The 19,012-nt window shown below is 50.0% G+C and carries 25 protein-coding genes; 24 read left to right on the top strand and 1 reads right to left on the bottom strand.

The features are described from left to right. Positions 1 to 102: 102 nt before the first annotated feature. The 3 genes from RS881_RS30310 (at position 103) to RS881_RS30300 (ending at position 2,247) form a co-directional block, all read left to right on the top strand. Positions 103 to 894, top strand: coding sequence for an AAA family ATPase (locus RS881_RS30310; protein WP_315814159.1), 792 nt, complete (start codon positions 103 to 105; stop codon positions 892 to 894). A gap of 211 nt (positions 895 to 1,105) precedes the next feature. Next, positions 1,106 to 1,549, top strand: a complete 444-nt coding sequence (locus tag RS881_RS30305; RefSeq protein WP_315814158.1) for an SUKH-3 domain-containing protein — start codon at positions 1,106 to 1,108, stop codon at positions 1,547 to 1,549. Positions 1,550 to 1,869: 320 nt separating this feature from the next. Beyond that, positions 1,870 to 2,247, top strand: coding sequence for a hypothetical protein (locus tag RS881_RS30300; protein ID WP_315814157.1), 378 nt, complete (start codon positions 1,870 to 1,872; stop codon positions 2,245 to 2,247). 177 nt (positions 2,248 to 2,424) lie between these two features. On the opposite strand, the gene RS881_RS30295 is transcribed toward RS881_RS30300, so the two are convergent. Next, a complete protein-coding gene (locus RS881_RS30295) occupies positions 2,425 to 3,108 on the bottom strand; it encodes a hypothetical protein (RefSeq protein WP_315814156.1) in 684 nt (227 codons plus the stop codon). A gap of 410 nt (positions 3,109 to 3,518) precedes the next feature. Between RS881_RS30295 and RS881_RS30290 the strand changes: the two genes are divergently transcribed. From RS881_RS30290 to RS881_RS30190, 21 genes are all read left to right on the top strand, one after another. Beyond that, complete coding sequence (locus RS881_RS30290; RefSeq protein WP_315814155.1) at positions 3,519 to 4,448, top strand: hypothetical protein; 930 nt, start codon at positions 3,519 to 3,521, stop codon at positions 4,446 to 4,448. Between the two features lie 262 nt (positions 4,449 to 4,710). Further along, positions 4,711 to 5,487, top strand: a complete 777-nt coding sequence (locus RS881_RS30285) for a ligand-binding sensor domain-containing protein (protein WP_315814154.1) — start codon at positions 4,711 to 4,713, stop codon at positions 5,485 to 5,487. Then, entirely contained in the window at positions 5,454 to 6,545 is a 1,092-nt protein-coding gene (locus tag RS881_RS30280; RefSeq protein ID WP_315814153.1) for a ligand-binding sensor domain-containing protein, read from the top strand. The genes RS881_RS30285 and RS881_RS30280 overlap by 34 nt, the downstream gene beginning before the upstream one ends. Further along, positions 6,490 to 6,822, top strand: a complete 333-nt coding sequence (locus RS881_RS30275) for a two-component regulator propeller domain-containing protein (RefSeq protein ID WP_315814152.1) — start codon at positions 6,490 to 6,492, stop codon at positions 6,820 to 6,822. Before RS881_RS30280 ends, RS881_RS30275 begins: the two co-directional genes overlap by 56 nt. Next, positions 6,822 to 7,193: a triple tyrosine motif-containing protein gene (locus tag RS881_RS30270; RefSeq protein ID WP_315814151.1), complete on the top strand. Its 372-nt coding sequence runs from the start codon at positions 6,822 to 6,824 to the stop codon at positions 7,191 to 7,193. The genes RS881_RS30275 and RS881_RS30270 overlap by 1 nt, the downstream gene beginning before the upstream one ends. A 26-nt stretch (positions 7,194 to 7,219) precedes the next feature. Continuing rightward, complete coding sequence (locus RS881_RS30265) at positions 7,220 to 7,399, top strand: hypothetical protein (protein ID WP_315814150.1); 180 nt, start codon at positions 7,220 to 7,222, stop codon at positions 7,397 to 7,399. After that, a complete protein-coding gene (locus RS881_RS30260) occupies positions 7,399 to 7,938 on the top strand; it encodes a sensor histidine kinase (RefSeq protein WP_315814149.1) in 540 nt (179 codons plus the stop codon). Before RS881_RS30265 ends, RS881_RS30260 begins: the two co-directional genes overlap by 1 nt. A gap of 100 nt (positions 7,939 to 8,038) precedes the next feature. Then, a complete protein-coding gene (locus RS881_RS30255) occupies positions 8,039 to 8,881 on the top strand; it encodes a response regulator transcription factor (RefSeq protein WP_315814148.1) in 843 nt (280 codons plus the stop codon). 80 nt (positions 8,882 to 8,961) lie between these two features. Next, positions 8,962 to 10,026 carry a LacI family DNA-binding transcriptional regulator gene (locus RS881_RS30250; RefSeq protein WP_315814147.1) on the top strand — a complete coding sequence of 355 codons (1,065 nt, stop codon included), beginning with the start codon at positions 8,962 to 8,964 and terminating at the stop codon, positions 10,024 to 10,026. A 298-nt stretch (positions 10,027 to 10,324) separates the two neighbouring features. After that, the gene (locus RS881_RS30245; protein ID WP_315814146.1) at positions 10,325 to 10,636 is read left to right on the top strand and encodes a hypothetical protein; all 312 of its coding nucleotides are present in this window, start codon (positions 10,325 to 10,327) and stop codon (positions 10,634 to 10,636) included. Next, positions 10,621 to 11,142 carry a CHRD domain-containing protein gene (locus tag RS881_RS30240; RefSeq protein ID WP_315814145.1) on the top strand — a complete coding sequence of 174 codons (522 nt, stop codon included), beginning with the start codon at positions 10,621 to 10,623 and terminating at the stop codon, positions 11,140 to 11,142. Before RS881_RS30245 ends, RS881_RS30240 begins: the two co-directional genes overlap by 16 nt. A 33-nt stretch (positions 11,143 to 11,175) precedes the next feature. Continuing rightward, positions 11,176 to 11,499, top strand: a complete 324-nt coding sequence (locus tag RS881_RS30235) for a hypothetical protein (RefSeq protein ID WP_315814144.1) — start codon at positions 11,176 to 11,178, stop codon at positions 11,497 to 11,499. A 5-nt stretch (positions 11,500 to 11,504) separates the two neighbouring features. Next, positions 11,505 to 11,936: a TonB-dependent receptor plug domain-containing protein gene (locus RS881_RS30230; protein ID WP_315814143.1), complete on the top strand. Its 432-nt coding sequence runs from the start codon at positions 11,505 to 11,507 to the stop codon at positions 11,934 to 11,936. Beyond that, positions 11,918 to 12,640 carry a SusC/RagA family TonB-linked outer membrane protein gene (locus tag RS881_RS30225; RefSeq protein WP_315814142.1) on the top strand — a complete coding sequence of 241 codons (723 nt, stop codon included), beginning with the start codon at positions 11,918 to 11,920 and terminating at the stop codon, positions 12,638 to 12,640. Before RS881_RS30230 ends, RS881_RS30225 begins: the two co-directional genes overlap by 19 nt. Further along, complete coding sequence (locus RS881_RS30220; RefSeq protein ID WP_315814141.1) at positions 12,604 to 13,068, top strand: hypothetical protein; 465 nt, start codon at positions 12,604 to 12,606, stop codon at positions 13,066 to 13,068. The genes RS881_RS30225 and RS881_RS30220 overlap by 37 nt, the downstream gene beginning before the upstream one ends. Positions 13,069 to 13,073: 5 nt before the next feature. Next, positions 13,074 to 14,222 carry a SusC/RagA family TonB-linked outer membrane protein gene (locus RS881_RS30215; RefSeq protein ID WP_315814140.1) on the top strand — a complete coding sequence of 383 codons (1,149 nt, stop codon included), beginning with the start codon at positions 13,074 to 13,076 and terminating at the stop codon, positions 14,220 to 14,222. A 5-nt stretch (positions 14,223 to 14,227) separates the two neighbouring features. Next, the gene (locus RS881_RS30210) at positions 14,228 to 14,383 is read left to right on the top strand and encodes a hypothetical protein (RefSeq protein WP_315814139.1); all 156 of its coding nucleotides are present in this window, start codon (positions 14,228 to 14,230) and stop codon (positions 14,381 to 14,383) included. Continuing rightward, positions 14,383 to 15,852 (top strand): RagB/SusD family nutrient uptake outer membrane protein, encoded by a 1,470-nt coding sequence (locus tag RS881_RS30205; RefSeq protein WP_315814138.1) that lies wholly within the window; start codon positions 14,383 to 14,385, stop codon positions 15,850 to 15,852. The genes RS881_RS30210 and RS881_RS30205 overlap by 1 nt, the downstream gene beginning before the upstream one ends. 3 nt (positions 15,853 to 15,855) lie before the next feature. After that, positions 15,856 to 16,083 (top strand): hypothetical protein, encoded by a 228-nt coding sequence (locus RS881_RS30200; RefSeq protein WP_315814137.1) that lies wholly within the window; start codon positions 15,856 to 15,858, stop codon positions 16,081 to 16,083. An 85-nt stretch (positions 16,084 to 16,168) separates the two neighbouring features. Next, positions 16,169 to 16,321, top strand: a complete 153-nt coding sequence (locus RS881_RS30195; protein ID WP_315814136.1) for a hypothetical protein — start codon at positions 16,169 to 16,171, stop codon at positions 16,319 to 16,321. Between the two features lie 129 nt (positions 16,322 to 16,450). Beyond that, positions 16,451 to 19,003 (top strand): SusC/RagA family TonB-linked outer membrane protein, encoded by a 2,553-nt coding sequence (locus RS881_RS30190; RefSeq protein ID WP_315814135.1) that lies wholly within the window; start codon positions 16,451 to 16,453, stop codon positions 19,001 to 19,003. Positions 19,004 to 19,012 lie beyond the last annotated feature (9 nt).

Below are 19,012 nucleotides of genomic sequence, written 5' to 3'. Positions count from 1 at the left end.
TGAGCCGGCAGGCATCAAAAGTAGTATTGACAGTAAGGGGCATCCTTACACAATTGCGTATAAGATTTATATTATTTCCGGCGCAGAATATTACATTTGGGTATGCCGTTTATTAAGTCACTCACCATCGATGCCGGGAGACAGCACCCATTTCCTTATAATATACCCGCTATTCAATTCGCGCAACAAATAGCCTTCCATGACCGGATAACTATTTTTGTTGGCGATAATGGGACCGGCAAATCCACCTTGCTGGAAAGTATCGCCCTCAGCCTGAACCTTCCTTTGACAGGCGGAATGATTGGTGGGCATAAAGGCTTTGAAGCAGCCAGGATATTAAGACCATTTGTGAATTTTGAATGGAAAAAGCAAACCAACAATGGGTTTTTCTTCCGGGCAGAAGATTTCAGCGATTTCATCAATAGCGTAGAAAGGGAGCAGGAGAAGATCATGCGGGACCTGGATGAATTAAAAGGGAAGGTGGATGATGCCATTATTGAAAGAATGAGCGAAAGCATGAACTACTCTCTCCATGCCATGCGTGAAAAGTATGGCGAGAATATGCAGGCCTATTCACATGGAGAGGCCTACCTGACCATCCTGCAGGCAAGAATACTGGACAAAGGGATCTACCTGCTGGATGAACCCGAAGCTGCCCTCTCGCCTTTAAAACAACTGTCGCTGATGGCATTTATTCTCCAGGTTTTAAAAAGCAACAAGGTGCAATTTATCATTGCTACCCATTCACCTATTTTGATGGGCATACCGGAAGCTACGATCTATGAAATACGCGAAGACGGGATGCAGCAGGTGGGGTACAAGGAAACCGATCATTACAGGATCACTAAAACCTTTCTGGATAACCCCGCACATTACCTGCGGCATTTGGAGTAGGGCACTAACGTCCTGCATTCTTTCCTACATGGCGTGTACAGAGTAGAACAGTAGGAATACAATACAGCAGTCAACCTTAAACAAACAATATGCAGAAAAAAAAAGCAGATTATTTAAAGCACGTCGAGGCTGATCCAGAAGCTGAAGAAATAACACCACATTAGTGGAACCACACTTCAGGATATCTACTTTCACATAAAAACAAACAGCATTGGACGACACTATTTTATCTATATTAGATTCCGCAGGATGGTATGAGAATAGAAGTATCAATATAGCGTATGAAATTGATGACCTAAAATTAGAGGGATTCACACTCCCAAATGAAAATCTAATTTTACTTTGGAAGGAGTTTTGGAATTTGAGAATAGAATTTACTTTACCTACAGGAGAATTTAGCGATATCGAGCTTAGTATCGAAAAAGGTAGACGTTCACTCGACACTGACGATGTGAAAGCATACGAAAGGATTGTGAGCAAAACACTTATCCCGGCAGGGCTACTGCATTTTGGCAATGCACTTCTGCTCATTTCCTTAGACTTATGCTTTTATATGGTTATGGAGGAAGGAGTTTATCAAGTGGGTGAATCCTTTGAAGATTTCCTGGATGTAACCATAAACCGAAAACCTTTACTTAAGTTTCACTGGCAATAATGGCAATTGTGGAAATGTTGGTAGATTGAGCAGTATCTAGCTTTTCACCTTCAAAAATATTAGTTATACAAAGGAAGGGCACAAGCACCCAGGCACACCAATCCCGCACTTCATACTTGCCAGTATGGCGGATCATGCAATGGCCGATAAACAACCTGGGGCGCCTTTTTTACATTCCTGATGAACTTAAAAACATTCACACACCATCTAATAATGATGCACTCCATCAGGATATAATACCGAGAGACTCAAACACGACACAACAGCGATATCAAGAATTGTTAAAACAAATTATCACTGAACGCGCTAAATAACAAATTATGAAAGTGAATATCCACTGTTTAAATGGTAATGGTTTGGACATCGAAAATCATTACAATCAAAAAGAATATCGAGACGACATTGTTATTGAAATAGACGGCATGTATTTTGAAGTATATTTCTTCTTGCCGCATGCACTAGAATATGAAATGACAATCCAGGGATATTACTCCTTGCCTGGTCTAATTCTTCTTGATGATATAACATTTGATAAGATCTGCAGTGCTATTAATAAGTTACTCGACTTTAATTATTTTGATCAATTTAAAGGGTCTAGTAACGGTCCCGAATTTGATAGATTTTTCAGAAAATGGCTTAGCGACACTGGTTCCATTCCTAGAGAGGACCGTTCAGTTGTTTATGCGCTAAGAGAGTAGGGCAGTGCAGGCCCTGTACAACTTAGGCAGCGACCAACCTGTCACCTGTATAAAATTTAACTATCTAAAGGAAGGGCACAAATGCCCTGGCTCACAAATCCCACCCCGGGGCTTTACACCAACTAAAAAACCGGGCCTGCATGTACTGCCTGCCCGGTATGTAATCCTATCTTTCCGTTATAGTTTTACCGCCTTCAGGTAGTCTACTTTGTAAGTAGCTTCGGCAGCAACGCCCTTTACAATTTCAAAGCCCACCTTATCGAGGGTTTTAATAGGACCAGCCTCCATGGTGGCTACCAGGTTGTCGTTGATATAAAACTGCAACTTACCATCGGCCAGGGTAACCTTCAACTTATTGGATTCATTCAAGGCGCCTTTGATGTGCGCAGAAGTGGTCCAGGGAACCAGGTTGGTATTGGTGGTGTTCACTTTCTGATAAATCCGGAACTCTTTATTGCCCACCTGAAAGGCGAGGATATAATTTTCATCGGCTACCGCAAAGAGCAAACCTGCTTTGTCGTAATCATGGCCTTTTACGTGCGTTTGCTTAATTTCAATTGCCTGCCTGGTATGCGCAGCAGTAAAAACATTGGTACTAGCCCAGGTTTTAAAAATAGCCGCCGCACTACCGCTATGGGTCAATACAAAGTGACCATCCGCGATCGATTTTGTTACCTGACCACTGGTGCCTGCTTTCCAAATGGCAGTCGCTCCATTGTCAAAATTATCCTGAAATACTACTTCCTCGTTCTTGCCTCCGTCATCATCGCCTTTGTCTTTACTACAAGCGGAAATCAGCAATGCACTCATGGTAAAAACAGCGACCGAAAACTTGGAAATACTTGCGTGAAATCGATTCATACTAATAGTGTTTTGATCCCGTATTACCAGGATAGGTTTGGTTGGTATTTGATTAGAGCCACGCTTAGTCAATTTTAATGCCAGCTTTAATAACCCGGAAGAACAAACTGTTCATTTTATTAAAATACTCACTTACCATGAAGCGTGCGTTATTGACCGTGAGTATTGGTAGGAATGGTTGACAGGGATTGAGACATGGGTGCACTACTACAATGGGTGGTACTGTATACAGGCCTCCCTGTTCTCCGGCATTATGCTACAGCTGTCCAAAACACTTCCCGTCTTCCGGACTTTTCCGACTTGCGGACTGTTTTCTTCGGGTCTGGTTATTACCAAGCTCGTACCATGTTCGACCTTTCTTCGACCCAGCTCGTCGAAGCCGACCCTTAGTAAATGCGCATTAACCATTAATGAGTACCGAACATGGGGCGAACAAGGGCCTACCAAGTGGCGGCCAATGGCCTGGCCTTGACCGGATTTCAGGCTTCGGAGGGCTATTGTATATTATTTTTCGTAATTTCAGCGTATGGTCATCCGTCATGAAAAAGCGTTTACAACCTATTGATCTACCGCCACATTTGGAAGAATTCCGGAAGAACTACCTGGCCGCCACCGAGGTAGAAGCCACCTTGTGCGGTATCATTACCTGCTACAAGATGTATGGCGCTTATTTTATCCGCACCAAAAGCTCGCTCACGGGTAAAAGGGTCCAGCAAGACAAACGTTTTGCCCGCACCCGGCACAATGCCAGCATACTGGCCGAGGCATCGGCATGGGTTAGCCCGGTGTACAATAGCCTGACGGAAGACTGGCACTGCCACGACCTTTATCGTAAGTTGGTAGGACTGGGGGTAAAGCTGCTGCACCAGGGCGCCACGAAAGCAACCCTACAACAAACAGCCTGGGATGAACTGGCGCGACTGGGCTATAAAACGGTATGGCCGCAATGGGAGCTACCACCAGAGCTGGAGAAGTGGAGGGAGGAAGACCGAAAGTCCGGAAGTCGGGAAGACGGAAAGAAGTTGGAAAGTCGGGAAGACGGCCCTGATTGTTATGGGGAGGGAAGTCCGGAAGTTGGTGAACCTGTATTTGGAGAACAGCTTACCAAGGAAGGAAACCGGAGGGCTGAATATCTGTCTTCGGAAGATGAGGCTATAAGTGTAGCGCGCGGAATGGGGCATGAACAGCCGGTGCATAGATGGATAGTGAATGAGAAAGGTGAACTGGTGCAGGAAGTTGCTATGCCGCCACCAATGACATGGATTAATAAACACAGTAGGCTGAGTTCCGCGAATAGGGCAGGAAACCCTCTTCAACATCCCTTTGACAAGCTCGTTTAGAACAGGGTGAGCCGCTCTTGGAGAGCGACCCACCCTAAAGACGCCTTCGACAGGCTCCTTTAGACTACAATGTCAAGTTGAGCTTGTCAAAACCGCCTTAAGACGCCTTCGACGGGCTCAGGCTGACAGTCGACAAGTACTGGGTGACATTACTCCGCCTGACAGTCGCTAGGGTCACCCATTTACGCAATCGGTTGACCAGCTGAAAGGGCAAAATATTCCAGCTGCAACTACACATTCTGTTCTATCTTCCACCCGGTAAATGGATCAGTGGATCTTGAACCGGGGTATGGTAGTAACTGCTTACACACGATTATACACTGCTGCACTGCATTGTACAAACAAGTACAAGTGGCTGTTCTATATCCTCCTGCTTATAAGTAGCCTCCCCATCCAGGCGCAGGATGCCTCGCTCAAATTCAAACACCTCGGCATTGCCGATGGCCTCTCTCAAAGTTCCGCCTATTGCCTGTTTCAGGATAAGAAAGGTTTTATCTGGATCGGCACCACCGATGGCCTGAGCCGCTATGACGGCTACAACTTCCGCCATTTTAAATACGATCAGCACAATGCGCACAGTATTGGCAGCAATGAACTGCAGGCCCTGGGGCAAGACAGTGCCGGCAACCTGCTGGTAGGCACTTCCGTAGGGCTCGACCTGTTTGACCACCGCACAGAACAGTTTTACCCCATTGCCGTTAAAGGAGATGAAAAAGCCATCCGCTACATAAAAACCATTTTTACCGATAGCCGGGGTACCATTTGGGTGGGCACGGCACGCGGCCTGGCCACCTACGACCAGGCCAACAGGGTATTGGTACCTTATACACAGGCGGGCATTACCAACCGGCAGATTGTTTACTCCATTGTCGAAGATGCCCGGCGCAACCTTTGGTTTGCTGCCGGTACCGGCATCATACAGTATGATCCACTTAAAAAACAAGCGATCCCAATACCACCTGCCTTAACCAACTACCCCCTCTATAGAAAAAGCAGTGTATTTTTTTGGCCATCGATAGCGCACAAAACCTATGGATAGGTACCGAAAGGGAAGGGGCCCTTTGGCTCGATCTGAAAACCGGTGAAGTTGCCAGCCTGTCCACCGGCGATGGTCAACTGAAGGTGAGCAATGACATGATCAGGGCCATCGGCTTCTACAAAGGAAATACCTGGATCGGCTCGCGCAATGGGCTTTACATTGTCAATAGCCGGCGAGAGGTGATCAAACACTACCAGGTGAATCAGTATGATCCAACCTCCCTGTCGGGCAATTCAGTATTGTGTTTTATGCACGACAATGCCGGCAGCTTTTGGGTAGGTACTTTTGCCGGCGGCGTAAGCATTGTACAGCCGGGCAACAACAATTTCAGTTATATCAATGAACGCGTAGGCAAGGATGCGGGGCTCAACTATCCGGTAGTAAGCCGTATACTGGAAGACAAGAACAACCAGCTGTGGATTGCCACTGAAGGGGGCGGCGTTAATATATTCAACCGGCGTACCGGCCAGTTCAGCCACCTCCATGTAGATCCTGCCTCCAATCACCTGGTGAACCAGGAAACCATCAAGGCCATCCAGTTTGACGAAAAAGGCAACCTGTGGATTGGCACACTGGAAGGCTTGTTCTATTACGAACCTGCTGCCAGGCGTATGCAACGCATAGAGATACGCGAAAAGGAAAACCGGCGCCTGGATGAAATGATCTATGCACTGGGCTATTGGCAGGGAACATTGTGGATAGGCGCCAAGGGCGGACTGTTTAAGCGGCAAGCCGATGGAACACTGGTGCGGTACCGCCACCAGGCCAGGGACAGTACCAGCATTATCTCTGAAAATATCAATGCCCTTCTGGTAGACCATGCCGGCGGCGTATGGATCGGCACCGAGCTGGGGCTTTCCTGGCTGCCACCCGGCCAGGCCCGGTTTGTAAACTACCTGTATGAGTATGCCAAAGTGTTTAATAAAAATGCCATCCTGTGCATGTATGAAGATGCTCATGGCAATGTGTGGACAGGTACCCGGGGTGGGGGGAGTGAAGGTATTGAACCGGCAACAGCAACGTTTTTATACACTGGATACCCAATGGGGCCTGGCTGATGACATTGTACATGCGATCATGGAAGACCGGCAGGGCAATTTATGGATCAGTTACAACCAGGGCATTGCCCGCATTACGCCTGGGAAAACGGCCCCGCCCTATGATAAAGCAGGGATGCAGGTAACCAATTATTCCGTGAACAATGGGCTCGGCACGAATGAATTTGGTCCCGCCGCCATCCGCACCGCTTCGGGACAGATCATGTTTGGCGGCATGAAAGGGATCGTGGCTTTTCAACCCGAAGAAATGGTGCTGAACAAAGTACCGCCCCCGTAGTGATCACCGAACTGCTGATCAAGAACAACCCCGTGACCATTGGCGAAGCAACACCCCTGCAGCAGTCGATCACCTACACCGACCATATTACCTTGACCTACGACCAGGCCTATTTTACCCTGCACTTTGCGGCGCTCAATTATATCAACCCGCGCACCAACCAGTATGCCTATAAATTGGAAGGCCTGGACAACGATACCCAATGGCATGCCGTGGGCAACCAGCAGGCCGCCAGTTATACCAACCTGAGCGCCGGCAACTACACCTTTAAAGTAAAAGCCGCCAACAACGATGGGTATTGGAATGAACAATACACCACCTTGCACATTACGGTATTGCCCCCATTTGGAAAACCTGGTATGCTTATATAGCGTATACACTGATCATCGCCGGCTTATTGTACCTCTTCAATTTCTATTCAGTAAAAACCACGCGGCTGAAAAATGAGCTGGCCCTGCAGGAAGGCAACCGCCTCAAAGACCAGGAGCTGATGCAGCGCAAGCTGAGTTTCTTTACCAATATTTCGCATGAGATCAAAACACCGCTGACCCTGGTACTGGCCCCCTGGAAAAATTGATGGCGCTGGTACAGGGGCGCGACAAAGAAACAGCGCAACTGCAATTGATGCAGCGCAATGGTGAGCGCCTGTTGCGGCTCACCAACCAGTTGCTCGATTTCCGGCAATTTGAAGCAGGTGGCATGCCCCTGGAAGTGAGTGAAGGAAACATCACCGCTTTTATTCAGGAGATCCTGCAATCCTATGAAGGGTATGCCGCCCAACAGCAGATCGGCTTATCGTTGGAGACCAACACCACCAACGCGATGGTATGGTTTGATGGAGATAAGCTGGAAAAGATATTGTACAACCTGTTGTCCAACGCGTTTAAGTTTACCCCGGCCGGCGGTCTGATCAAAGTATCCTTACATACAACAGCCACGCATACTACTATTGAGGTGGAAGACAATGGGGCCGGCATTGCGCCGGACCGGCTGCCCAGCATTTTGATCCTTTTCACCATTACAATGATACCGGCCGCCAAATATCGGGTACAGGCATTGGCCTCACATTTACCAAAGCGCTGGTGGCCCTGCACCAGGGCACCATCGAGGTGGTGAGCCGGCAAGAAACAGTACAGCAAAAGGCAATACCCGCTTTACCATCAGCCTGCCCGCCGATGCTGCCCCCTATGCCCCTGCGGAAAGAAAACAACTGCGGGTGATTAGGGAAGCGCCAACCCCGGTACCGGTGATGACAACCGCTAATATATTGCCTTCACCTCAACAGGAAACGATGGACCAGCCGCCTGTGCTGCTGATCATAGAAGACAATGAAGAAGTGAACAGCTTGCTGCGCGATCATTTTGCCGGCCGGTTTACCATCCTGTATGCACTCCATGGTGAGGCAGGCTGGGAGATGGCTACAGAGTCAATGCCCGATCTCATCATCAGCGATGTGATGATGCCCGGCCTGAATGGCAATGAGCTCTGCCACCGCCTCAAAACCGACCTGCGTACCAGCCATATTCCCATCATCCTGCTCACGGCCCGAAGCGGATTGCAGGCGCAGCTGGAGGGATTGGAAACCGGAGCCGATGATTATATTACCAAACCCTTTCACCTGTCACTGATCGACGTGCGGGTGCAGAACCTCCTTCAATCGCGCCGCCTGCTGCGCGAACGGTATAGCCGCGACCTGACGCTGCAGCCATCGGCCCTGGCCATTACGCCGGCCGATACTATCTTCCTGGAAAAACTGATCAACTATATAGAAGACAACCTGATGGAACCCACCCTGCAGGTTGATGAACTGGGCAAAGTGGTGAACATGAGCCGCACCACACTGTACCGGAAATTAAAAGCGCTGACCGGCCTCTCGGCCATTGAATTTATCCGCGACATCAAACTGAAAAGAAGCGCGCAATTACTCCAACTAAAGGAATACACCGTTAATGAAGTGGCTTATATGGCCGGCTTTACCGATGTAGATTATTTCCGCAAATGTTTCAAACAGCAGTTCGGGAAGACGCCGTCGGCCTTTGTGCATGAGGCGGACAGTTGAAATGTACACCCACCACTAGCCTGATTTTCAGCGCATTTGCAACAAATGACCGGTATTTTTGCACGATTTGACCGGGTAGTTTGCCTGCTGCTAAGGGTATTTTTGGAGCGACCAAAACCCATTGCCATGGCATCCCCGCAGTAGCCACCATCAAAGACATCGCCCGCCAACTGAACGTCGCCACCTCTACAGTGTCGCGGGCCTTGCACAATAACCGGAGTATCGGCCTGCGCATGCGCCTCAAAGTGCAGCAGCTGGCCCGGGAACTGGAATACCAACCCAACCAACACGCCATTGCCTTTAGGGAACGCAAATCACATATCATCGGCCTCATCATCCCCAATCTGCGCGAGCATTTCTTTTCGGAAGCCATCAGTGCCGTTGAAAACCTGGCCATGCAACACCAGTACCAGGTGCTGATCGGTCAGTCGCACGATGAGGTGCTGCGCGAACAACGCATCGTAGAAGCCATGAAGAAACAGCGGGTCGATGGCCTCCTGGTTTCGCTGAGCAAACAAACCCTGCAATACGATCATTTCCTGGCCCTGCAAAACCTACAGATACCGGTGGTATTCTTTGACCGGGTGCCCAACCGGCCCGATGTACACAAAGTGTATTTCAATATGGAAAGCGGTACGCGCCAGGCGCTGGACCACTTACTGGCCGCCGGCCACCGCCGCATTGCCCTGCTCAATGGACCCGAATGCATGCCCTCGACCATTGAACGTACGGAAGCCTATAAAGCCATATTAAAAAGCCGGCAGATCAGGGTAGATAAAAGCCTGATCGCCTCGACAGACCTTACCCGCGAAACCACCTTTCGCGCTATGGAGGTGATCCTATCGCGCAAACCGGCACCTACGGCCATCCTGACGATGAATGATTATGTGGCGCTGGATGTGATCCAATACATCAACCGGGCAGGCCTGCAACTGCATAAAGACATTACAGTGATCAGTTATGCCAACCTGCCCATTACCAATTACCTCCAATCGCCGCCGCTGGCTTCGGTAGAACAGTATCCTTATCAACAGGGTGAATCAGCCGCCGCACTGCTGCTGGACCTGCTGAACCGGAAAGATACACCCCGCGCGCGCCAGGTAATTATTGAAGGCAAACTGGTGGTCCATAAGCCTTACCATTAACCCATTTACTGAACTAGGATCCATTGCCCTTAACCCTTTCCTATAGAACCTGTTTCCATGTCGTTGAATTAGGCAGACAGCCTGTACTTGTCGACGTCCCAGGGTGAGCCGCCCTTAAAGGGCGACCCACCCTAAGAAGGCTTCGACAGGCTCAACCTGACATCGTAATCTATTTGCTTTATAAACGTCAACATTAAGTCATCAACCAACACCAAACTGTATGCACGATTACACTATTCCCCACCTGGCACCTTACACATGTGCCGGCATTGATTCACCCCCTGCAAATTGTAGCCATATGATAATTACCAAACAAGCCTGGGTACTGAGCACACTGTGCTGCCTGACCCTGTTTTCGTGCCAGAAGGAGGATGCTGTTGAAGAAACAGCCTACCTGCGCAAGTACTGGAATGAAATGGCGGGCAGTCAATATGAAGTGCCCGTAACCCGCGGCACGGAATTGAAAGCACGCTTTTTCCTGAACCTCATGACAGATGATGTTTTTATTACGACATCCTGGTCAATGCCGAAGGAAAAGAGGAAGCCCTCACCGGCGCCGGCCTGTACAGCGGCACAGCCGCCAGCACAGGCACCTTGCTGGCCGACCTGAAACCCACCATCAATGGGCGGCACCTAAAGGGCAGTATACAGCTCACACCCGATCAGGCGAAGCAACTGATGGACCAACCCATTTTCCTGAATGTAAACTCAGCGGCCAGTCCGGGTGGATTGGTCCGCCTGCAGCTGGACAAGAACATCGACTGGTATACAGATGTAGCCTTAACGGGCGCCGCTGTAGTACCCGCTGTGAATACCACGGCCAGTGGTAAACTGGTACTGCGCATCACCACCGATAAAGTATTGCATTACCAGTTTTTCATCAATGGCGTAGAAGCAGGTGATGTATTGACCGAGGCACACCTGCATACAGGAACCGCCGGCGCCAATGGCGCGCTGGTGTACAAGCTGGCCAGCGCAGGTGCTGATTACAATACCGTGAAAGCTGCGCCCGGCCTGGCCGACGGTATCCTCACCGCCATCAGGACCGGCATTGGATATATAGATGTACACACCGTTAACAAACCTTCCGGCCTGCTGCGCGGTCAGCTCCGGTAAGCTTCGATTTACTCTCCAAAACTTACAGCAACCATGCAATTTCAACACAACAATAAGTTACTGCGCCTGGGTAGCGCTTGCCGCTGCCTGGCGGTGGTACTGTGCCTGCTGGCGGCACAAAACAGTGAGGCCGGCACCTGCCATTGGCAACAGGACAAAACAGATACGACCAGTAAAAAGATCAAGGGTAAAGTAACAGATGCCGACGGGCGCCCCTGGCTGAAGCCGATATTACCAATAAGACCAGCGGCGAAACCGTACAAACCAACCGCACCGGTGATTTCAACATTGCCGCTCATGCCGGTGATGAACTGGCTCTGCAACTGGAAACCTATAACCCTGCCAGTTATACCGTAACGGGATTGGAAAAAACGGCCATCCGCGTACAACTGCAGGAACAAACCCTGGCCGCCGCTAAACAGGTGCAGCTGCCGGGCGGTATCCGCAAAGCCGACCAGGTAACGGGTTCCTTTGATGTGATCTACAATAAGGAGCTGATCAAATCGCCGGTGGTAGACATTACCAATGCCCTGGCAGGCCGGCTCACGGGACTGTATACCCTGCAACAGGGTGCTACGCCCGGCAATGAGCAGGCGGCTTTGTATGTTCGCGGCATGGGCAATCCCCTGGTGGTGATCGATGGCATTCCCAGGCCCTATACCTTATTGAACCCTGCGGAAATTGAAAGTGTGACGGTGTTGAAAGACGCCCTGGCCGCTAACCTGTATGGTATGCGCGCTTCTAATGGGGCTTTGCTGATCAATACAAAAAAGGCGTGCCCGGTAAACAGGTGATCTCCTTTACAGCACAATATGGCATACAGCAAGCCACCGTGCGGCCCAGGTACCTGGATGCGTACGATTATGCTTCACTGTTTAATGAAGCCCTCGCCAATGATGGCAAGCCCCTTCAATATACTCAGGCCGACCTGGATGCCTATAAGAAGGGTACCGACCCCTTTGGCCATCCCAATATAGACTGGCAAAAAAAAAAGCTGCTGCGCGATAAGACAAGCTTTGCCCGCTACAGTGCCGATATTTCGGGCGGGGGTAAGTTTGCCCAATATTACCTGGCCCTTGACCATGTGAGCCAGCAAGGTATTTTCATTAAGGACAGCAAAAACAGTTACAATACCAACAACGATTACAAGCAATACAGCATCCGTTCAAACGTAACGATGAATGTAAATGCAAGCCTGAAAGCCTACCTCAACGTATTTACCCTTATTAGAAATGGTACCCAGCCGGGCACTACGACCAGCAGTATCTTTTCCAACTTCATCAACCTGCCCAACAATGCATATCCGGTATTGAATCCCAATGGATCGTATGCCGGCACCAGCGAACGCACCAATAACCTCTATGCGGGTACCGTAAATTCAGGTTATCGCAATACCTACAACCGGAACCTGTATGCCGATGTGGGCCTGCAACAAGCACTGGATATTGTAACCGCCGGTTTGTGGATAAGGGGAAGGCTTCGTTTGGTACCGACCTGACGGAAAACATTGACCGCTCGAAGACCTTTGCCACCTATAAGATGAACGTAGATGCCGTAACGGGCGATACCACCTATACCAAATTCAACAACGATGGTACGCAAAACAATAGTGGCAGCATTGCCACCCAAACGCGCAATAACTTTTGGGAGATCACCCTGGGTTATGACCGTGCACTGAAAGGAGGGCATACCCTGACCGGCCGCGCCATGGTGAGCGCGCAGCAGTATGGCACCGATGCCGACCTGCCACTGCAATACCAAACGTATTCGGTAAATGGCACCTACAATTACAAGGGACGGTATGATGTAGAGCTGGCTGTGACGGCCAACAAGCAAAACCGCTATCCCAATGGCAATGACCGGGGATATTCCCGGCTGCGGGCCTGGGCTGGACCATCAGCCAGGAAAGCTGGTTTCCAAAGTTGAAAGTCTTGAGTAGCCTGCGCCTGAAATCGTCTTATGGCCGTACCGGCAAGGACGACCTGGGTTATTATGTATACAGTCAGTTTTATGCCAGCAGTACGGCCTATAACCTGGGCGTAACGCCAACGGGTACCGGCGGCGTATCGGAAGGTACCCTGGCCAATCCTGGTATTACCTGGGCCAAAGCCGATAAACTCAATATCGGCGCCGAAGCCCTGTTGTTCAGGAATCAACTGCGCGCAGTACTGGAATATTACCGCGATACGTATTTTGACCTGCTGCAGGTGCGTGGTCGTTCGCAGGCCTTCCTGGGCACCAGTTGGCCTGCTGAGAACATAGGCAAGAACCGCTACCAGGGCTGGGACCTTTCGCTGCAATATGAAGCAGCTGCCGGCCAGGTGAAATACTATGCCGGCTTGAAGCTGAGCACCCGTAAGTCGGAAGTGATCTTCCAGGATGAGGTAGACCGCAAATACGATTGGATGCGCCGCACCGGACAAAAAGTAGAACAGGTATATGGTTATATAGCCGATGGTTTTTATACCGCCGATGATATTGCCCGGAAAACGCCTACCCTGGAAGGTTATACTCCGGTAGCCGGTGATATCCGTTACAAGGACCTCAATGGCGACCAGGTGATCAACCGGTATGATATGACAGGTATTGGCAATACACGCCCCTTTATCAGTGGCGGCCTGCAGGGTGGGGTAGAGTATCAGGGTATTTCCCTGAGCTTCCTGTTGCAGGGCACGGCCAACCGCGACCTGCTGTTGAACCAAACGGATTATGAGTTTCAGCCTTTGGCCAATGGCGGTTATACACAGGCGCAGGCGCATCACCTGGGCCGCTGGACACCGGCTACGGCCGGCAGCGCTACGTATCCCCGGCTGACGGTGGGTAATAACGTCAATAACCAAAGCGCTTCTACTTTTTGGTTGCACAAAGGCGATTACCTGCGGCTTAAGAATATAGAGCTGGCCTGGTCAATACCGCTTAAATGGATACAAACCATTAAGCTGAGCAGCGCGCGGGTATTTGTGAACGGCTTTAACCTGCTCACCTTTACCGAGGTAGACCGTCTCGATCCGGAATACCCCTACGCTACGGGTTATCCCAACCAGAAAGTATTCAATGCAGGCATTAACCTCAAATTTTAATTACCATGACCTCCCTTTATAAATACCTGATATTACTGGCGCTGATTGGTACCACAGTAGCCTGTAAAAAGTCGATCGAAGATTTCCCGCAGGAACGCTGGGAAGAAGAGGTGGTGTTTGACCCGCGCGATAGTGTGGGCAACTATGCCCGTCAGTTTTGATGAATATCTATTCCTACCTGCCCAACCATTATGCGGGTGTAGGCAACAATGCGCTGATAGAAGCAGGCACGGATGATGCCGTGTACCGTTATCCCGGCAATACCGTGGAGATATTCGTGAATGGCCGCTGGACATCCTGGTATATGCCTGATGATGTATGGAGCAAATACTATACGGCCATCCGGCGTGTGAACCTGTTCCTGTCTAAAATAGATATTGTACCGATCAAGATAGTTGGTCTGAAGGATCAGTGGAAGGCTGAAGCCAGGTTCCTGCGGGCCATGTCCTATTTTGAATTGACCAAACGCTGGGGTGGTGTACCCTTATTGGGCAATGCCACTTTGGGCCTGAATGACAAGGTCGATTTTGCACGCAATAGTTATGAAGAATGTGTGCAATACATTGTAGCGGAGTGTGAAGCGATACAAAATACCCTGATCCCCGAAAACGTGATTGCCGATGGTGACTGGGGGCGTATTACACGCAGTGCCGCCATGGCCCTCAAAGCCAGGACCCTGTTGTATGCGGCCAGTGCCCTCAACAATACCAACAATGACATCACCAAATGGCAGGCGGCGGCCAAGGCATCCAAAGACATTATGGACCTGGGCACACATTCGCTGGCGGCCAACTTCACTACACTGTTTACTACCCGCCGCGCGCCAGAGATCATACTGGGTTATCAATCGGCCACCAGTACCAATATAGAAACCAACTATGGCCCTATTGGTTATTCGGGAGCCGGTGTAGGTTCGGGACTGATGAATCCCAGTCAGAATTTGGTAGACGCATTCCCCATGAAAAATGGCAAGGCTATCCAGGAGACTGGTTCGGGTTATACACCACAAAATCCCTATGCCAATCGTGATCCCCGCCTGGCCGCTACCATTTTGTACAATACCGCTACCTGGCTCAACCGCCCGGTGGAATTGTATGCTACGGGCCGCGATAATGAGGGGTCTCAAACAGGGTATTATATGCGCAAGTTCATGGGGGCCTTTACCACCAGTGCGGGTTATTCAGCTACCAACCACAATGCCATGATCTTCCGTTATGCCGAAGTATTGCTCAATTATGCCGAAGCCCTCAATGAAAGCAATACCACCGCGCCCGAAGAAGCCTATAAAGCCATTGAAACCATTCGTCAGCGGGCCGGCCTTACCCCTTTTACCATTTCACGGGGATTAACGCAAGACAGCCTGCGCAACCTGCTGCGCAATGAACGAAGGATTGAGCTGGCCTTTGAAGAGCACCGCTTTTGGGATATCCGCCGCTGGAAGATAGGCGCCGCCGTATTAAAGAATACGCCGGTGCGGGGTGTAGCGGTAACCAAAACAGGCACCACCTTTACCTACGATTACAACCGGATAGCTTTGACCACCGTATGGGACGACAGGATGTACCGCTATCCCATCCCGGTAGGTGAACTGGAAAAAAGCAAACTATTAACCCAAAATACCGGCTGGTAAGACGTGGGCAATTTATTCAATCAACCATTTCAATTCACTGCTATGTATAAAATAACCTCCTGGCTGCTGTTGCTGCTTTGCGTGGCCCAGGTAACATTGGCCCAGGGCAAGCTGGTAAAAGGCACGGTAACCGATGGCAATACGCCCCTGGCAGGCGTAACGGTTGCGGAAAAAGACAACCTGAGCAATTCCGTCGTGACCGACGAAAAGGAACGTTCACCATTGTATTGAAAAGCAACAATACCCCTGCACTGGTATTCAGCAGTGTGGGCTACCTGGTGTATACACTGGAACTAAAGGTAAAACCACCGTGCAGGTGGCGATGCAAACCACGGCTACAGATATGAATGAAGTGATGGTAGTGGGGTATGGCCGCAAGAAAAGGATCACCAATACCGGTGCTGTGAGCACCATAACGGGGCGGAAATACGGCAAAGCCCGGCGGCCAGTTTACAAAACTCACTGGTAGGCCGCCTGCCCGGCTTTTTGCGCAGCAACGCAGTGGTCAGCCGGGCCGTGATGGTGCCGACTTTTACATACGGGGTATCAGCTCGTACAATAGCAATGCAGCCCCCTTATTATTGTAGATGATATTGAAGTGAACTATGACCAGGTAAAAGATATTGACCCCAATGAAATTGAAAGCTTGTCCATCCTTAAAGACGCATCCACCACCGCTGTGTATGGCGTAAAGGGCGCCAATGGGGTATTGGTGATCGCTACCCGCCGGGGTAAGGAAGGCAAACCCAAGGTGAACTTCCTGAGTGAAGTAGGATTGCAGCAACCAACGATCTATTTCAATTTCCTGCCGGCTTACCAGGACCTGTTGCTCATGCGTGAAAAATCGCTGGCCAGCAAGGAGAACCCCGTAGGCAATTTCCCCGACCTCTATGCCGATGAATCCATCCAGAAATACAAGGACCACAGTGATCCGTACAGTTTCCCCGATGTGAACTGGATCGATGTACTGAGCAAGAAGAGTACCGTGCAGTTGCGCGACAATATCTCTATCAGCGGGGGTACTAAAAATGTGAAGTACTTTATCTCGGGCGGTTATGTGTACCAGGATGGCATTATGAAGAACTTCAGCAAATCACAGGGGTTCAACAGCAATTATTACTACAAGCGCTATAATTTCCGCAGCAACCTGGATATCACGGCTACCCCTTCCACTACTTTCCGGTTTGACCTGTCGGGCCGTTTTGGTGAAACCAATGAGCCTTATATTGCTGATGCCAATATGAGTGGCGGGGCCTGGCCCATTTGGAGGCAGATCATGTCGGGCGTATTGCCTTCGTATGGTTATCCCATTTACAATCCCGATGGCTCGTATGGTGCCAAGGGTGGCTTGGCCATCAACCCCGTGGGTATGCTTACCCTGAATGGGTATGACCGAAGTTTTGACAACAACTTCAACATGAACTTTACGGGCAACCAGAAGCTGGATTTCATTACCCGCGGGCTGGCCCTGCATGGTACCGTGGCCTTCACATCCTATGCCATCGATTACAAATCACTTACGCGAAATAATTTCCCGGCCTATGATTACAATAGCACCACGGGTGAGTATACCCTGTACAATACCAATAAGGAGCTGTACCGCATTCCGCCATTGACGGCTGCCAACGCTACAGCAGGCGGCACATTGCCCAATACCAGCAAGCGCATCAATATGCAGGCCTCGCTTACCTGGGACCGCCGCCTGGGTGATCACAGCATCAACCTGCTGGCCCTGTACAACCAGTATTCTTATACCACCGCCGGCAATGCACCCGCCTTTACACCCGAAAACTTTAAAGGCTATACCGGCCGGCTTACCTACAACTACAAAGAGCGGTACATGCTGGAAGCCGTAGCCGGTTACAATGGAACGGACCGTTTTAAAGCCAGCAAACGCTATGGCTTTTTCCCGGCCATCACAGTGGGATGGAATATCAGTGAAGAGCCCTTCTTTAAGGACATTGCTTTTGTGAGCAACTTTAAAATAAGGGCTTCCTGGGGTAGGGTAGGCAGTGATAAGATGAATGGTTTTCAATACCTGTATGAAGAAGTGTATGGACGTACCAATAGCACCAATTACAACAACAACTATTCCTTTGGTGAAAACCATGTAACCATGCCCTATATCGTACCCAGCTCCCTGGCCAATAGTGATGTGCGTTGGGAAACGGAAGAGCAAAAGAACCTGGGTTTGGACCTGAGCCTGTTTAAAGGCAGGATCAGTGTGAGCGCTGATGTATTTGACCGTTATCGGTATGATATTTTGGACAAACCCAAGAGCACGCCCTCCTTTGCCGGATTGGGCAGCACCCTGCCTGCGGTGAACCTGGGGCGGGTGAACAACAAAGGTTTTGAAGTAGAAGTATCCGTAAACCAGAAAGTGGGGGCCTTTAATTTCTTTGCCAAGGCCAATTATACCTATGCCAAAAACAAGATCCTGTACAGTGATGAGGTAGCGCCTGCTTATCCTGCACTGGCTACTACGGGCAAGCCCATTGGCCAGTTCTTTGGGTATGTGTGGAGTGGCCGCTTTTACAATGACCTGTTGGATATTGATACCAGTGCCAAAGTGGATGTGGGCAATGTACTGCCTGGCGCCCTCAAGATGGTAGACATTAATGGCGATGGCCGCATTAACGATGGGGACCGGACAGCGATTGGCAATCCCAACCGGCCCAATACCTATTATGGTTTCAGCATGGGCCTTTCTTATAAAGGCTTTGATGTATCGGCCATGTTTCAGGGTACGGCCGGCAGCAGTTTTTATACCGATATGTTTAGCCTGGGGGTGAATGTAAAAACAATGAACATTCACCAAAAGCGCTGGACGCCTGCTACCGCCAATACGGCTGAATTTATGCGGCTGGGCGAAGGTGGCGGCCTGGGTGGCGCTTTGAGCACCTACTGGTTGCGGTCGGCCAATTACCTGCGGTTGAAAAACGTAGAGATCGGGTACAAGCTGCCCACGGCCATCAGCAAGCGATTGCGGGTGGAAACGATCCGCTTTTATGCCAATGGCCTGAACCTCCATACCTGGTTCAAACTGAAGATCTACAATATAGATCCTGAAAATACGGCCGAAGGTACTTCCGCCCTCAACAACTATCCCCAACAAAAAGTATTCAACGCTGGTCTCAGCATCACCTTTTAAAGCCCTACA

Origin of the sequence: Paraflavitalea speifideaquila, assembly GCF_032395985.1 — a bacterium.
Lineage (GTDB): Bacteria > Bacteroidota > Bacteroidia > Chitinophagales > Chitinophagaceae > Paraflavitalea > Paraflavitalea speifideaquila.
Note: the sequence above shows the minus strand (reverse complement) of the source record. Positions and strands in the feature narration are given on the sequence as shown.

What these genes read in the sequence shown, in the direction of transcription:
- RS881_RS30310 (WP_315814159.1), top strand. Translation starts at nt 103, where the DNA reads ATGCCGTTTATTAAGTCACTCACCATCGATGCCGGGAGACAGCACCCA.
- RS881_RS30300 (WP_315814157.1), top strand. Translation starts at nt 1,870, where the DNA reads ATGAAAGTGAATATCCACTGTTTAAATGGTAATGGTTTGGACATCGAA.
- RS881_RS30295 (WP_315814156.1), bottom strand. Translation starts at nt 3,108, where the DNA reads ATGAATCGATTTCACGCAAGTATTTCCAAGTTTTCGGTCGCTGTTTTT.
- RS881_RS30290 (WP_315814155.1), top strand. Translation starts at nt 3,519, where the DNA reads ATGAGTACCGAACATGGGGCGAACAAGGGCCTACCAAGTGGCGGCCAA.
- RS881_RS30285 (WP_315814154.1), top strand. Translation starts at nt 4,711, where the DNA reads ATGGATCAGTGGATCTTGAACCGGGGTATGGTAGTAACTGCTTACACA.
- RS881_RS30260 (WP_315814149.1), top strand. Translation starts at nt 7,399, where the DNA reads ATGGCGCTGGTACAGGGGCGCGACAAAGAAACAGCGCAACTGCAATTG.
- RS881_RS30245 (WP_315814146.1), top strand. Translation starts at nt 10,325, where the DNA reads ATGATAATTACCAAACAAGCCTGGGTACTGAGCACACTGTGCTGCCTG.
- RS881_RS30235 (WP_315814144.1), top strand. Translation starts at nt 11,176, where the DNA reads ATGCAATTTCAACACAACAATAAGTTACTGCGCCTGGGTAGCGCTTGC.
- RS881_RS30210 (WP_315814139.1), top strand. Translation starts at nt 14,228, where the DNA reads ATGACCTCCCTTTATAAATACCTGATATTACTGGCGCTGATTGGTACC.
- RS881_RS30205 (WP_315814138.1), top strand. Translation starts at nt 14,383, where the DNA reads ATGAATATCTATTCCTACCTGCCCAACCATTATGCGGGTGTAGGCAAC.